12 protein-coding genes and 2 pseudogenes are annotated in these 15265 nt (G+C 48.9%); 13 read left to right on the top strand and 1 reads right to left on the bottom strand.

Annotation, left to right across the window (positions count from 1 at the left end; translation table 11 throughout):
- Nucleotides 1–30 precede the first annotated feature (30 nt).
- Nucleotides 31–969 carry a universal stress protein gene (locus tag ACWQXP_RS06645; RefSeq protein WP_454062046.1) on the top strand — a complete coding sequence of 313 codons (939 nt, stop codon included), beginning with the start codon at nucleotides 31–33 and terminating at the stop codon, nucleotides 967–969.
- Nucleotides 970–1326: 357 nt separating this feature from the next.
- Here ACWQXP_RS06645 and ACWQXP_RS06640 read toward each other — a convergent pair whose 3' ends face one another.
- Nucleotides 1327–1794 carry a response regulator transcription factor gene (locus ACWQXP_RS06640; protein ID WP_454062045.1) on the bottom strand — a complete coding sequence of 156 codons (468 nt, stop codon included), beginning with the start codon at nucleotides 1792–1794 and terminating at the stop codon, nucleotides 1327–1329.
- 1067 nt (nucleotides 1795–2861) lie between these two features.
- On the opposite strand from ACWQXP_RS06640, the gene ACWQXP_RS06635 reads away from it, so the two are divergent.
- The 12 genes and pseudogenes from ACWQXP_RS06635 (at nucleotide 2862) to ACWQXP_RS06580 (ending at nucleotide 15264) form a co-directional block, all read left to right on the top strand.
- Nucleotides 2862–3146 (top strand): hypothetical protein, encoded by a 285-nt coding sequence (locus tag ACWQXP_RS06635; RefSeq protein ID WP_454062044.1) that lies wholly within the window; start codon nucleotides 2862–2864, stop codon nucleotides 3144–3146.
- Nucleotides 3040–3342, top strand: a pseudogene (locus ACWQXP_RS06630) (NAD(P)-dependent alcohol dehydrogenase); the annotation flags it as partial. The gene ACWQXP_RS06635 and the pseudogene ACWQXP_RS06630, both read left to right, overlap by 107 nt.
- Nucleotides 3343–3503: 161 nt before the next feature.
- A complete protein-coding gene (locus ACWQXP_RS06625; RefSeq protein ID WP_454062043.1) occupies nucleotides 3504–3791 on the top strand; it encodes a hypothetical protein in 288 nt (95 codons plus the stop codon).
- A 139-nt stretch (nucleotides 3792–3930) separates the two neighbouring features.
- Entirely contained in the window at nucleotides 3931–4692 is a 762-nt protein-coding gene (locus ACWQXP_RS06620) for an HAD family hydrolase (protein ID WP_454062042.1), read from the top strand.
- A 126-nt stretch (nucleotides 4693–4818) separates the two neighbouring features.
- Nucleotides 4819–7206 carry a glycoside hydrolase family 65 protein gene (locus ACWQXP_RS06615; RefSeq protein WP_454062041.1) on the top strand — a complete coding sequence of 796 codons (2388 nt, stop codon included), beginning with the start codon at nucleotides 4819–4821 and terminating at the stop codon, nucleotides 7204–7206.
- Between the two features lie 111 nt (nucleotides 7207–7317).
- Nucleotides 7318–9726, top strand: a complete 2409-nt coding sequence (locus ACWQXP_RS06610) for a phosphoketolase family protein (RefSeq protein ID WP_454062040.1) — start codon at nucleotides 7318–7320, stop codon at nucleotides 9724–9726.
- A 183-nt stretch (nucleotides 9727–9909) separates the two neighbouring features.
- Nucleotides 9910–10162, top strand: a pseudogene (locus ACWQXP_RS06605) (transketolase); the annotation flags it as partial.
- Between the two features lie 95 nt (nucleotides 10163–10257).
- The gene (locus ACWQXP_RS06600) at nucleotides 10258–11616 is read left to right on the top strand and encodes a V-type ATP synthase subunit B (protein ID WP_454062039.1); all 1359 of its coding nucleotides are present in this window, start codon (nucleotides 10258–10260) and stop codon (nucleotides 11614–11616) included.
- Between the two features lie 112 nt (nucleotides 11617–11728).
- The gene (locus tag ACWQXP_RS06595; protein WP_454062038.1) at nucleotides 11729–12358 is read left to right on the top strand and encodes a V-type ATP synthase subunit D; all 630 of its coding nucleotides are present in this window, start codon (nucleotides 11729–11731) and stop codon (nucleotides 12356–12358) included.
- Complete coding sequence (locus tag ACWQXP_RS06590; RefSeq protein WP_454062037.1) at nucleotides 12355–14142, top strand: V-type ATP synthase subunit I; 1788 nt, start codon at nucleotides 12355–12357, stop codon at nucleotides 14140–14142. The genes ACWQXP_RS06595 and ACWQXP_RS06590 overlap by 4 nt, the downstream gene beginning before the upstream one ends.
- Entirely contained in the window at nucleotides 14130–14576 is a 447-nt protein-coding gene (locus ACWQXP_RS06585) for an ATP synthase subunit C (RefSeq protein ID WP_454062036.1), read from the top strand. Before ACWQXP_RS06590 ends, ACWQXP_RS06585 begins: the two co-directional genes overlap by 13 nt.
- A gap of 10 nt (nucleotides 14577–14586) precedes the next feature.
- Nucleotides 14587–15264, top strand: coding sequence for a hypothetical protein (locus tag ACWQXP_RS06580; RefSeq protein WP_454062035.1), 678 nt, complete (start codon nucleotides 14587–14589; stop codon nucleotides 15262–15264).
- The last annotated feature ends 1 nt before the right edge of the window (nucleotide 15265 follow it).

The raw sequence follows: 15265 nt of genomic DNA, 5'->3' as shown, positions 1-15265 counted from the left end.
CAATTCAACTACCTTGAAAGGAGCCTGTGGATGAAAGTCCTGTTGGCATTGGAAAAAACTCGGGCCTCAGTCGGCGCTATTCGGATACTCAAGAAATTATTCCTTCCTAAAGGATCCAATCTTTTTCTTTTGCATGTGCACGCCATTCCTCAAAAGATCACGGGACTAGCGAAAGAACGGATTTTAAAACTATCAAAGCATGTGGAAAATATTCAAAAAGAAGAGCTTGAGCAGGCGCATCAGTTTCTGAGTAAGACCGAGAACACGTTAAGACATCAGGATGTGCGTGTTCAATCTCTTGTAAAAAAGGGCTTTCCGGGAGAGGAAATATTAAAGCTCATTCGAACGAAAGGTATTGATCTCGTGATCCTTGGAACACGAAACTATTCCAAAGTGACCGGGTTTTTGATCGGCAGCGTGAGTCAATGGGTGCTACAGGAATCGCCATGTTCTGTATTGATCGCCAGGAATCATCCACGAAAAAACTTGAATGATCGAAAAATAAAGCTGCTATTGGCTACGGATGGGTCACTGGACGCCCAGGCGGCCATCGACTTTGTGAACGCGGTGGAATTACCGTCTTCTTCGCAAGTCACCGTACTTCATGTCATGCAAAAACAGGTGTATGAGACGGAATTGGCGTTGCGAATGAGCAGAAAGGATGAAGAGGAATTTGCCAGATTAGCCGAAGAACTCTTTAATGCACGAGGACGAGAAGGGGCGAAATTGCTGAAAGAGACTCGAACGGCACTATCTTTACCAGATCTTCATATTGATGAACAGTTGGTCTATGGCAATGCAGCGGCTGAAATTCTTAAATCCGCTCGAAATATGCAAGCAGATCTTATTGTGTTGGGTTCGCGTGGGTTATCGGGAGTCAAACAGATGTTCTTAGGCAGTGTGTCGAACAAGGTTGTGCACCGTGCTGGATGTTCGGTAGCCGTCATTCGTCACCAACACAAGAAGTGATTTTTGGAAATCATGGAACCAAAGATTGTTTGGTCATTTGAATCAAGAAGTAGTGATGCCGTTCAGCTGTTACCAAAGGTAGGCTCTTCAGCATTGAAGGTTGCGACACGATCGACCGCATGACACGAGTTATGAAGAAACTCGAAATTTTCTGTAAATCCGCAATTTCTCAGGTCATGAACAACTTGGGTCATATTGTATAATAGTGAAAGTTGGTGGTTCTCACCCTTACATCTACGTTAGAGCTACTGCTCTGTATTATCATAATGGTCATATAACTCTTTTATTGTTTTTCGAATCCATCTGCAAGCTCGGATTGGAATGAAAAGACAAGAGAACACGAAGGGCCATATCTCGTTAGTCGAGCAAACGATTGACCGTACCCAAAAGTTCTGACATTCGTACAGGTTTCCCTAGAAACGTATCAACTCCTTGTTCTAACACCTCTGCTATGGCCGCATCATCTCTTAACGAGGTGATCACAACAATGCGACATGTTTCACACTTCGCGCGGAGTTTTCGAAGAAAATCGAGTCCGCCACCGGGCATACGAAAGTCAGATACAACGACATCCGGTTTGACTTGATCGATTTGAGCTAAGGCCTCATTGCCATTCATGGCTTGCCTCACCTGGAATCCAAATCCTTGAAACTCTTCATCAAGCAGCCGAAGCATTTCCTCGTCATCTTCCAGCAATAGAATTTTGTACCCGAGATTCTCAGGATTATCGGATGAATCATTGGGGTCGTCCTTGCGTATTTGGGACGGTTGCCAGATTTCAGATTTTTCCCACAAGTCTAGAACAGAAAGATAGGCAACATGCATGCCTTAAAGCATAGGCTTGTTTCGTGAACAACTTGGAAAATTTATTGTAAATAAAAAAGTTCGGTCGGATATGAAGTATTTGTGCGTATCCGGCTCATTTGTCCACAACAATACTTTTTAAGATGGGGAATTTCTCCCCTGTGATTTTCGTGATAACTTCCAACATAGAAAGCATGATCTCTCAACTTGCGTTCAGTTCAGCGTCTGAGACCAGTCACATTTATTGGGATTTCACTCGTCTATGCGTGATTTATGCTGGGAATAGGAGAATATGTCCGAGATCGTGAAGCGAGGGTGCCAAATTCAAGAATCCATAACCATCCACTGGTCGGCCAAATTTCGAGCGAGAACGTCAAACGCATAAAACATGTCAACAATTCTTCCCTACATCACTCGTTAGAAAAAGCGCTCCTCTCTGAATCGTGAGTGACAGAAATATATTTCCGTTCAGTCGGTGCCTTCGCGCATCGCTAATCATTCCACCATCATCCATGATGTGGTCTTCCATCATTCAAATTAAAGCGGTTTGATAGTTCGAGCATTGCTTTTCATCATGATCTCTTTATCTAGGAATATTTTTTTATTCGTAAGAGGACTACCTGGAAGATCCTCATCGTCCTAATCGTATTTTATTCAAAACACAGAAAGCCCTCATTTCCTTTGCCTAAAGCTGTTTGTAAAGGAATTCTTAAGCTCTCTCAATCTCGTAAAGAACATATCTTGTTTAAACTCGCTTTCTATTACAAAGAATCGACGTTCAAAACCACAACATCTCGAAGAGTATGATGGCTTTAAAGAAACAATACTCTCATGGAATATGAGGCATTTCGCAACAATATCGTATGAGGCTATTGGGGTCAAAAAACCACATTTAGAATTCTTTAAAAAGTTTTTATGTTCGGAAGCATTGAAAACTTCTCACATTTTTCGATGGCATTAATCTTGATAAATGAAAATACAGAATGAGAAGAAAATAGGAAAACTAAGACATCGGTACAACAACCGATTTCTTCTGTTTCCATTGCATTCCACAACAAGAACCTTACTCATAGACAGGAGATCACGTGATGGCGAATACGATGAACACGTTCGTGATGAAACATATAGACGAAGTGGGCGTCATGGAGAAGCCGATACCTGATCCAGGTCCTAACGATGCCATCATAAAAACTTCTGCCGCATTGATCTGTACGTCAGATGTCCATACAGTGGCCGGTGCCATCGGGAAGCGAACGAATCTGACCCTGTATCAAGGCGACGCGACCCGGGGGAACAATTTCCAATATCGGGTATCACGGCGATGGAGAATTTGTGGGAATTCCAAGGGCAGCCTGGGGGGTCGGGATGGGTGATAAGATCATACGAACCGGACTGTGTCCGGGTGGGGCTGAGCGGATGAAACGGCTGCTGAGACTTCTTGAAACCGGTCGGGTGGATCCTACGCCGCTCACCTCTCATCGTTTCCACTTCAACGAGGTGGTAAAGGCGTTCCGCATGATGAAAACCAAAGAGGATGGCATGCTCAAGCCCTTGGTCCTCTTCGACTAATCAGTGACACCAAATACGGTGGGCCGTATGGTTCCACCTAATGGAACCCTCTAGTCACGTGGGCAAGGAAGTGTCTGAGGCTGTAAGGTAATACTGAGAAGCATGTTAATGACCAACACCGTGTCTTTGGACACGATTCTTTTAACAAGAGTAGGTATTCAATGAGTTTCAACAAGTTCCACCAAACTCTGGTAGCTATTTCAGGTTTTTGTTTATTGATCTCTGGGACGGCCTTCGGTGCAACTGTTGAGGCGGGCAACGCCATCACCAGTTGGCTCGGGAAAGGAGAGATTTATGGAATCGGAAAGGATTGCGTCTTATTTCATGGTGCGCTTGACGTCGTGAATCGTGACAACAAACTTTCGCTCGAGGGTGGATATCGGCCCAAAGGAAAAGGGCACGATCAGCTGTACGCGGTCTGGCTAAGCCTAACTTATAACTTACTGTAACATGAGAAAGGGGGAGTTCGTGGAGTTTTCAAGAATCAATAGATGGAATATAGCTGCGACTCCTCATCAGCTCTTGAACTGAAGATGATTACCAATGGACGTGATCGTAGCGTTGGGACACGCCATACAAAAGGAATACATGATGAACGGAGTACATACTAAGTATCCTGTTACCAAGGATAAGTACGACGCTGTGCTTTTCGACTTGGATGGTGTGGTCACGAAGACGGCAAAGATACATGCGGCGTGCTGGAAAATAATGTTTGACGAATATCTGACGAAGCGCTCGGTGAGAACCGATGAAACATTTCAGCCTTTTGACATTATCACAGACTATACGTTGCACGTCGATGGAAAACCACGGCTCGACGGAGTACGAGATTTTCTACAATCACGCACGATCATTCTTCCTGAAGGCTTGCTCGATGATCCGCCTCAAACAGAAACCGTGTACGGGCTTGGCAATCGCAAAAACAAATTGGTTGAGGAGAAGATTGAATCAGATGGTGTAGAGGTCTACGAGGGGGCCCTGGCGTTTCTCGAATACGTCCGTGGTGAGGGAATCAGCACGGCTGTTGTGACTTCGAGCCAGAAGTGCCACGCGATGCTCCAAGCTGCTGGAATCGAGGATTTTTTTGAGGTGAAAATAGATGGCAATACAATCGTCCAGCAACATTTGGCCGGCAAACCAGCCCCGGATTCCTTCTTGAAAGCCGCTGAAATGCTCGATGTCCAGGTGAAGCGTGCCGTCGTTGTCGAAGATGCTATTTCTGGTGTCCAAGCCGGAATCAGTGGAGGTTTTGGTCTCGTGATCGGGGTTGCCCGGAAAGATAATGCCGAAGAACTCAAGATACATGGAGCTCATATCGTTGTCACGGACCTGAGAGAATTAGTCCCCTGAATGCACTGGCGTGTGACGAACTGTATAACGGTTTTGGTCCCTGGTCTCTTGAATTCCAGAAAGAAATTCGAATGACAGGATCTACTAAAGAAGCTTCGACAACATTGATGGATGAGGTGAGTTAGGATGATTCACCATGAACGCCTTGTGCCACCTCGGCACATTTATCCACCTGATGAATGGAACATGGTGGAAACACAGTACAATCCAGCTTTCCTGTCTCAAACCGAATCAATGTATTCAGTGGGCAATGGCTACTTCGGCATGCGTGGATGTCCTGAAGAAGGAGTGCCCGTGGTTCAGAATGGCACGTTCGTGAATGGCTTTTATGATTCATGGCCGATTATGTATGGTGAGGAAGCGTATGGCTTTGCCAAGACCGGCCAGACCATCGTGAATGTGACAGACAGCAAAAAAATCAAGCTCTATGTCGACGATGAGCCCTTTCATCTCACGAGCGCTACCCTGCTGAGCTTCGAACGTCGCCTGAATATGAAATCCGCAACGCTGGACCGAGAGGTTGTGTGGGAAACGCCATCAGGGAAACAGGTGTTAATCAAATCGCGACGTCTCGTGTCTTTTTCGCATCGACACCTTGCGGCCATGTCCTACGAGGTGACCGTATTGAATGCAGAGGCCCCGATCGTCATTTCCTCAGAAATGCTCTACATTCAAGATGATCATAAGAGAGATGACGATCCGCGTCAGACGAAGGGTTTTATTGAACGGGTACTCCACCCAAGAGAGCATTATGCTAAAGATCGTCGCGTGGTACTGTGTCATGGGACGATGAATAGTAACATGACGCTCGCCTGTGGCATCGCCCATGATCTCAAGACCGACTGTGCTCATTCTTATCAAAGCAAGTGTTCCGAGGATTTCGGGGCCATCGTGTTCTCTGTCGAGGCTCAACCTGGCATGAGAATCCACCTAGTAAAGTATATCACCTATCACACCACGAACCTTGCCTCCCCCCGAGGTCTATGCGATAGGGCCGAACGGACATTGGACAGAGCCATGGGCTATGGATTTGATGGCATTCTGGCTGAGCAGGAGCAATACATGGATGATTTCTGGCGAAGGAGTGATGTTCACATTAGCGATATTGAATCCAAACAGGACAAGCGTTCTACCATTGAAATCCAGCAGGCCATTCGATTCAATTTGTTTCATATTTTTCAGGCAGCAGGGAGAGCCGATACTACCGGAGTGTCAGCCAAGGGGCTTACGGGGCATGCTTATGAAGGCCAGTATTTTTGGGATACGGAAATCTATCTCCTTCCATTCCTGATTTATACGTCACCGCGCATTGCCAAAAACCTCCTGATGTTTCGGTATCGCATGTTGGAGAAGGCCAGGGAACAAGCTCGAGAGTTGAACCAGAAAGGTGCGATGTTTCCATGGAGAACGATTAACGGCAAAGAAGCATCGGCCTACTATGCGGCAGGAACAGCCCAGTACCACATCAATGCGGACATCATGTATGCGTTGCGAAAGTACGTGAACGCCACAGGCGATGAAGAGTTTCTGTATGACTATGGAGCAGAAATGTTGCTTGAAACGGCACGATTATGGAGTGATCTCGGATTTTTTTCGGAACACAAGGGAGGAAAGTTTTGTATTCACGGGGTGACGAGTCCCGATGAGTACAATACTGTCGTCAATAATAACACCTATACGAATCTCATGGCGCGAGAGAATCTGCAGTATGCTGCGACGACGATTGAGTCACTGCACGAAAAAAGGCCAGAGGTGTATGCGGCTTTAGCCAGGAAGGTGGCGTTGGAAATGGATGAAGTCAAGGAATGGCGGAGAGCTGCGGAGAACATGTACATCCCCTATGATGAGAAAATGGGAATACACCCACAGGATGATGCCTTTTTAGAAAAAGAGGTGTGGGACTTTAAGAATACCCCATCGGAGAAATACCCGCTTCTGTTGTTTTTCCACCCGCTCGTCATCTATCGATATCAGGTCATCAAGCAGGCCGATATTGTGTTGGCAATGTTTCTCGTGGGTCAGAACTTCTCCTCCGAACAAAAGAAACGCAACTTTGACTATTATGACCCCTTGACCACAGGGGATTCCTCACTCTCATCCTGTATCCAGAGTATCGTCGCTGTGGAGATTGGATATGTTGAAAAAGCATTTGAATACGCTCAAGCCGCCCTGCTGATGGATCTCGCAGATATCGGAGGAAACGTCAACGATGGATGCCACATTGCCTCAATGGGGGGAACGTGGATGGCCCTGACATATGGGTTTGCCGGAATGAGAGACGACGATGGGGTGCTCACGTTCAAGCCCAGGCGCGCACCTGACCAACCAGCTCGGTTACGATTTCCGCTGACCTATCACGGTCAAATCCTGGAAGTGGAACTCGGGCCGGATGTCGCCACGTATACATTGCGGGAGGGTGATGGTCTGGTGATCCGACACGAAGATGAAGAAATTTACCTTTCACCCAAGACTTCCGTTGCCACCAGATCGATTATCAAACGGAAGCCATTTTAAGGACGAATATATCAAGGGAATCTGAGATACTCTAGGGAATTCAATAAATATCTGATTGATGCTTCGGACACGATCCAGTTTCCAAGTATCCCTATTTGCGAGGAGATCTACATGTCAAATCCACTGTCAAAAAAAGAATTGGACCTCATCGATGCGTACTGGCGGGCTGCAAACTATCTGTCGATTGGACAAATCTATCTCTACGACAACCCATTACTCAAGAAAACATTGACAAAAGACCATATCAAACCGCGCTTGTTAGGCCACTGGGGCACTACGCCGGGCTTGAACTTTATCTATGCTCACTTGAATCGGATCATCACGGCACATGACCTCAACATAATGTATATCACCGGCCCAGGACATGGCGGACCTGCTCTCGTCGCCAATGCCTACCTTGAGGGAACGTACAGTGAGATTTATCAGAACATCTCCCAGGATGAAGAAGGCATGAAACGTTTCTTTACGCAGTTTTCGTTTCCCGGCGGCATTCCTAGTCACGTGGCTCCGGAAACTCCTGGGTCGATTCATGAGGGCGGAGAGCTTGGGTATGCTCTTTCGCATGCGTATGGAGCCGCCTTTGACAATCCAGATCTGATCGTTGCCTGCGTCGTTGGTGACGGTGAGGCAGAAACCGGTCCACTCGCCACAAGCTGGCATTCCAACAAGTTCTTGAATCCGGAGGCGGATGGAGTCGTTTTGCCCATTCTCCATCTCAACGGCTACAAGATCGCTAACCCCACTGTCCTGGCCAGAATCAGTCACGAAGAGCTGGATGACCTTTTCCGCGGCTACGGGTATACGCCTTATGTCGTCGAGGGACATGAGCCGGCGAAGATGCATCAACTCATGGCCGAGACGCTCGATACAATTATCAAGGAAATTCAGACAATCAAAGCCGATGTGCATCGAAACGGCTTCAAGAAACGACCTCTCTGGCCTATGATTATTCTCCGCACCCCCAAGGGATGGACCGGTCCCAAGGAGGTCGACGGCAAGCGGACTGAAGACTACTGGCGTTCCCATCAGGTACCCATGGGTGAGATGCACGACAACCCTGCCCACGTGCGGTTACTTGAAAAATGGATGAAGAGCTACAAACCTAATGAACTCTTTGATAAGAATGGGCAGCTAAAAACGGAACTCGCCGACCTGTCTCCCAAAGGCGATCGGCGAATGAGTGCCAATCCGCATGCGAATGGTGGATTACTACTCAAAGACTTGCGCATGCCCGACTTCCGCGACTATGCCATCACGGTCTCGTCTCCCGGTGCCTCGGTGGTGGAATCTACCCGCATCATGGGCCAATTTTTACGGGACGTGATGAAGCGCAACATGGCAACCAAGAACTTCCGCCTCGTCAGTCCAGATGAGAATAACTCCAATCGTTGGCAGGACGTCTTGGAAGTGACCAACCGAGCTTGGGTCGCCGAGAGCTGTCCGTACGACGACCATCTGGCACCGGATGGTCGCGTGATGGAGATGCTTAGTGAGCATCAGTGCCAGGGCTGGCTGGAAGGTTACTTGCTCACGGGCAGGCACGGTTTCTTCTCTTGCTACGAAGCGTTTATTCACATCATCGATTCCATGGTCAACCAACATGCGAAGTGGATCAAGGTCTGCAATGACATTCCCTGGCGACGACCGATTGCCTCACTGAATTATCTGCTCTCCTCCCACGTGTGGCGGCAAGACCACAATGGTTTCAGCCATCAGGATCCGGGCTTTATCGATCATGTGGTCAATAAAAAAGCAGAGGTCGTTCGTGTCTATCTCCCGCCCGATGCGAACTGTTTACTGTACGTGACCGACCAATGTTTGCGCAGCCGTAACTTCATCAATGTAGTCGTGGCGGGCAAGCAACCTGCCCGGCAGTGGTTGAACATGGATCAGGCGATTAAACATTGCACAGCCGGTATTGGCATCTGGGAATGGGCGAGTAATGATAAGGGTGGAGAACCCGATGTCGTGATGGCGTGTTGTGGTGATACCCCGACGCTCGAAACACTCGCGGCGGTTGATCTCATTCGCCAATACTTACCGGCGTTGAAAATTCGAGTGGTCAATGTCGTGGATCTCATGACACTTCAACCAGAACGTGAGCACCCTCACGGTTTGAGCGATAAGGATTTTGATGTTTTGTTCACCACGGACAAGCCCATTATCTTTGTGTTCCACGGCTATCCCTGGCTTATTCACCGGTTGACGTACCGACGGACAAACCACAAAAATCTCCATGTGCGTGGGTACAAGGAGGAGGGCACGACGACGACCCCGTTCGACATGTGTGTCCTGAATGATCTCGACCGATTCCATCTCGTGGGTGACGTGATCGACCGTGTTCCACACTTAGGGTCGAGTGCAGCTTATGCCAAACAGGCCATCCGCGACAAACTCATTGAACACAAACAGTACATTGTTAAGCATGGCGAGGACATGCCTGACATTAGTGGGTGGCAATGGGGTCAACAGGGGACGAAGTCTCGGAAGACACGTTCGACAGAAGCAGACAATCTTTGAACAGGCGAAGTGATACGTTGAGCTCGAAAGGTGTGGTGCACAGCGTGCCAGGCCTGGACAAAGGACGGTTTAAATCTCTACGACAAAAACTTCTTAGGGAGAAGGGACCCTTTCAAATGCGGTAGGAGACTTGTCGTACACTGGTGAAATAAATTCTATAGTTGACGAATGAAGGTGAACGTCATGAGAGACAAACAGCATGAGAAGATAGACCAGCTCTGTATTCATACGACTCACACGTTATCGATGGATTCAGTTCAACAGGCTAACTCAGGTTATCCAGGTACGCCGATGGCAATGGCCCAAGCGGCATATTGTTTGTGGAATCGTTTTTTGCGGTTCGAGCCCAATGATCCTATATGTATGGCCGAACCGAGATCGTTTGGTGCTTTCCGTTGGGCATGCCTTAATGCTGTTGTACTCTTTGCTACATCTCTGGGTTCACGGACGAGCACGTGGTGAGTGCAGCAAAAGAGCAACTCGTGAAAACAGCAAACACATAAACAAGATGACACCATTGAGGAGTTCTCGATGATCCGAGATTTGAACCGATATACCCGCATTCTCAGCATTGTGGGCGACATCATCAAAGTCCGGGCAGAGCGTGTTCCAGTCGGACACTTGGCCATGGTGGAAAATGTCAATGGCGACATGTCACTTGCCCGTGTCGTGGAGCTTGATCGCGATGTCGTGAGCCTGCAGGTGTTTCGAGGCAGCAAAGGGTTTTCCACGGGATCCTCCGTTCGCTTTCTTGGCCATCCCATGCAGGTCACCTACTCGTCCAGTATTCTCGGACGCATCTTCCGGGGATCCGGTGAACTCATGGATGGCGGACCTGATCTCTCGACAGAGCCAAAAATCGGGATCGGTGGCCCGACCGTGAATCCTGTGATGCGAGTGCTTCCCGGCACTATGATTCATACCCATATCCCAATGATTGATCTCTTCAACTGCCTCGTCGAAAGCCAAAAAATTCCCATTTTTACGGTAGCAGGAGAACCCTACAATCAATTGCTCGCACGGATTGGGTTTCAGGCTGATGCCGATGTCGTCGTGTTTGGCGGACTCGGCCTCATCTTTGATGATTACTACTTTTTCCGCCAGACGTTTGAAGACCACGGGGTATTTCATCGCACGGCGATGTTCGTCAATCTTGCTTCCGATCCCATTGTGGAACGATTGCTGGTCCCGGATCTCGCGTTAGCGGTGGCCGAACGATTTGCGGTTGAAGAAGGGAAGCGAGTGTTAGTCCTCATGACCGACATGACCGCCTATGCGGATGCGATGAAAGAGGTCGGCATTGCCATGGAACGTATTCCGTCAAACCGGGGTTACCTTGGTGACCTCTATACGCAGTTGGCCATGCGCTATGAGAAGGCCTGTGACTTTAAAGGAGCCGGCTCAGTCACCATTCTTACGGTGACGACGATGCCTGGAAACGATGTAACACACCCTGTACCGGACAACACCGGTTATATTACGGAAGGTCAGCTGTACTTACATGACCGCATGATTGATCCGTTCGGTTCACTCTCCCGACTCAAACAACGAGTGATCGGAAAAGTGACACGGGAGGATCATGGACAGATCATGAATACTATGATCCGCCTTTATTCCAATGCAGGTGAGGCCATGCAAAAGCAGGCCATGGCATTCGAACTGTCTGTCTTTGACGAGAAGCTCCTGAAATTCGGCAAACTTTTCCGGGAGCGCTTCATGGATATCGGCGTGTCCATGCCATTGGAGCAGGCGTTGGATGCCTGTTGGCAAACTTTAGCTGAATGCTTTTCGCCACAAGAAACCTTAATGAAACAATCCTTATTGGATAAGTATTGGCCGGAGAAGGAAACACACCATACGGATTCGGAGAATTATCGCGAATCCAATTAATTGCAAGTTTAGGAGGAAAGATCGCCCTAGGCGACGATTGCTGTATGCCTCTCACAGCGATGCCGTGCGTACCGATGGTGAGACGGCTTTTGAAGCGGATACAGAATAACGAATGGCACAACTCGCCCTTAGCAAAAGCGCTCTTCAACAGGCACGACAGAGCCTTCATATGTACCATCGATTCTTGCCCTCGCTCGATCTCAAGCGTCGGCAACTTATGACGGAACAGGCACGGGCTCAGGACGCCTTGTCGCAAGAACAGACTCAGGAAGAGAATCTTCTGTCCGACGTGGCTCACAATATCCCAATGTTGGCAAATCCGAACATCGATCTGGAGGCCCTTGTGTCTATAGAGTCCTACCAACTCGTGGAAGAAAATGTCGTTGGAGTCAAGCTTCCGGTCTTAGAGAAGGTGAATACAAGAATACGCGATTACTCCATAATGGCCAAGCCTCAATGGGTTGATGCGGTTGCTGAAAGATTGGTCCGCATCCTTGAGCTGAAAATCAGAGTCCAGGTTTCTGTTGAACGCATTCAGCGACTTGACAAGGCCATTCGGCGGACGACCCAACGGCTCAACCTCTTTGACAAAGTGTTGATCCCGAGAGCCAGAATGCATATCAAACGCATTCAAATCTTTCTGGCGGACAACGAACGGGCAGCGGTAGTCAGATCTAAAATTGCGAAAGGCAGACATGAGCAAAGAGCTGAACACGTCGGCGTTGTCGAGGGGGTAGTGTGAGCATCGCGTTACTCAGCAAAGTCACGTTCTATGGTTTGATGAGTGACAAGGAGAAGGTGCTAGAGGACCTACAGGATATGGGGTGTATTCACGTTGTGCCCCTCGGGAAAAACTCAGGACATGCCGAGACGGCCGGACTTTCCCAAACTACCAGAAACGCGTTAACGTTCTTGCTTTCCTGCCCCGAAAAACGACATCAAATATTGAATCCAACTAACTTTCATGCAGCATCAGTCGAGGGTCGAGCGCTTGAAATCAAGGAGAGAATACAGCCTCTTCAGAATGAACGCGACTTCCTTCTTCGCCGAATTGGAGAATTATGCCCATGGGGTTATTTTACATCCCCACCACCTGAGGTCTTGGGCGAGCTCAAACTGTGGCTGTATATCGTACCGCACTACCAGATGAAAGAGCTTCAGGGAAGCGGTGTCGTCTGGAAAGAAATCAATCGGGACAATCGCTTTCGGTATGTGGTGATCGTCGCTTCACAAAAACCGACTTCTACACCGGGAGAGTATGTGCCTATGGAAGACGTCTCGCTTTCGGATCTGGAATCCCGTCTTGAGGAAGTTGAGGTGGAGCTCGAAGACCTCCAGGCAGCGAGAGTCGCACTCACACGTTGGCTCACCTTATTCATCCGTACTGTCAATCAGCTGGAAAACCAAGAGGCTCGTGCCAATGCTGCTCAACAAACATTCGACAGCGCCCCAATATTCGCCGTGCAGGGATGGACCAAACTGTCGAATGGCCAGAATCTTCAATCCTATGCGCAAAGAACAGGGTTGGCATTGACGGTTGAAGAGCCTGGTCCAGAAGACGAGCCTCCCACGTTGCTTGAGAACCCGGAACCAGTGGCTGGCGGACAGGATTTGGTGTCATTTTACATGATGCCGTCTTATCGATTGTGGGATCCGTCATCGATTGTCTTTTTTTCCTTCGCCGTGTTCTTCGCGATGATTCTGTCAGACGCAGGCTATGGAGCTCTGCTCGGGGTTATCCTGATTGGATATTGGGCGCGGATGGGCCACACTGAGACTGGGTGTCGGATGCGGAGACTTTTCGCTGTGCTCGTGGCAGCTTCCGTGGTATGGGGTGTTCTGACCGGTAGCTTTTTCGGCGTTTCTCCACCAAAAGGAAGCATCCTGGCTTCATTAAAACTTTTTGATATTCAAGACGCCACTACTATGATGATCTTCTCCATACTTATTGGAACCGTTCATATTACGATAGCAAACCTGGGTACGGCATGGACCCATCGTGGGAAACGTCAAGCTGTGGCATCGATAGGCTGGACGGCCATCATTGTAGGCGGCTGTGCGTTGTGGCTGAGTTCTCAAGACCTGGTACCCGAGGTTTTTGCTGACGTGAGTCCCTGGATTATGGGAGTGGGCATGTTCTGTGTCCTCCTCTTCTCGGGTAGCAAATCCAATCTGCCATGGCGTCTGGTTGACGGGGTCCTGGCACTTGCCGGTGTGACCAGAGCCTTTGGGGATGTGCTCAGCTATCTTCGATTGTTTGCCCTTGGCCTGGCCAGCGCTTCACTCGCGTTGGCTTTTAATGATCTGGCTCAACAAATATCTGAAAGCGTCGCGGGATTCGGGACGTTCCTGGCCTTGCTGATCCTGCTACTGGGTCATGGGATTAATTTGGTGCTAGGCATCATGAGTGGCGTGGTGCACGGACTTCGCTTGAACTACATCGAGTTTTTCAGCTGGGGGGTACCTGAAGAAGGAACGGTATTTCGGGCTTTTGCCAAGAAGGAGGGTACGACGTGGAGTCCTTAATATTAATTCTCGGTTGGGTCGGGATCTATAGTCCGATGGCGTTGGGAGCCATCGGCAGCATGATCGGTTGCACGAGAGCGGGGCAAGCTGCCATCGGTGCCCTCCTCGAAACGGAAAGTGGGCATGGCCGTTTCATCGGCGTGTCCGCCATGCCTTCGTCCCAGACCATCTATGGCATTGTCGTCATGTTGACATTGAATCGAGCGGTAACGGAAGAGAGCAGCCCTGGGCTGTTTGGAATCGGATTATTGGTTGGATTGGCACTGATGATTAGCGCGATGGCACAAGGAAATTGTGTCGCCGCTTCAATCAATGTGACGAAAAGCAAGGTCGAGGTATTTGGACTAACGCTGGCTCCTGCGGCGGTTGTCGAAGGTTTTGCAGTGTTTGCGTTCGTGTTTGCCTTATTACTCAGTGCGGCGATTCCAGCGTAGCAGGTGAACCATGGCAGATATTCCCCAACAATCATCCGGTGTAGAAGAGCTTATCCAACAACTCAGAAATCAAGGCGTCGAGGCAGGACGGAATGAGGCGCAACATATTGTTAAAGAGGCCCATCGAAAGGCCGCTCAAATTGTGGCCGATGCTAAGGCTGATGCGGAACAGATCCGGATTACAATGCGCATCGAAGCTGAGGCAGAGAAGAAGGCAGCTGAGGCAGCGCTTCAGTCTGCGTATCGAGATACGGTGCTTCGGCTTGTATCCGCAATCACCAATCTTTTTGAGGACCAAGTCAAAAGGCTTGTTTCGCGAAAGTTATCGGAGAAAGATGTTATCAAGAAACTTATTCTTGAAGTTGCAAGACAAGCGACGCCTCACGATTTGGGTGCTCAACCAGCTGAGATCCTGTTGCCTACTGAGCTCATTGGGGTGGATGAATTGCGGTCAAAACCTGCGGAGGTCCAGGAAGGAACCCTGACCAACTTTGTTATGGAAATGTCTGGAGAGGTGCTTAGAAAAGGCATCGAGCTAAAACCCATGGGGGAGAACACGCCGGGCATTCGAATACGGCTTGTCGGGCAAGATATTGAAATAGATCTGACGGAACAGGCAGTGGCCGAATTGCTATTGAAACATTTGCTGCCACGGTACAGGGCCGTCCTGGAAGGCGTGATCCGATAGG

The sequence above is a fragment of the Candidatus Nitrospira salsa genome (assembly GCF_965152625.1).
This window is presented reverse-complemented; position numbering and strand designations above follow the sequence as displayed.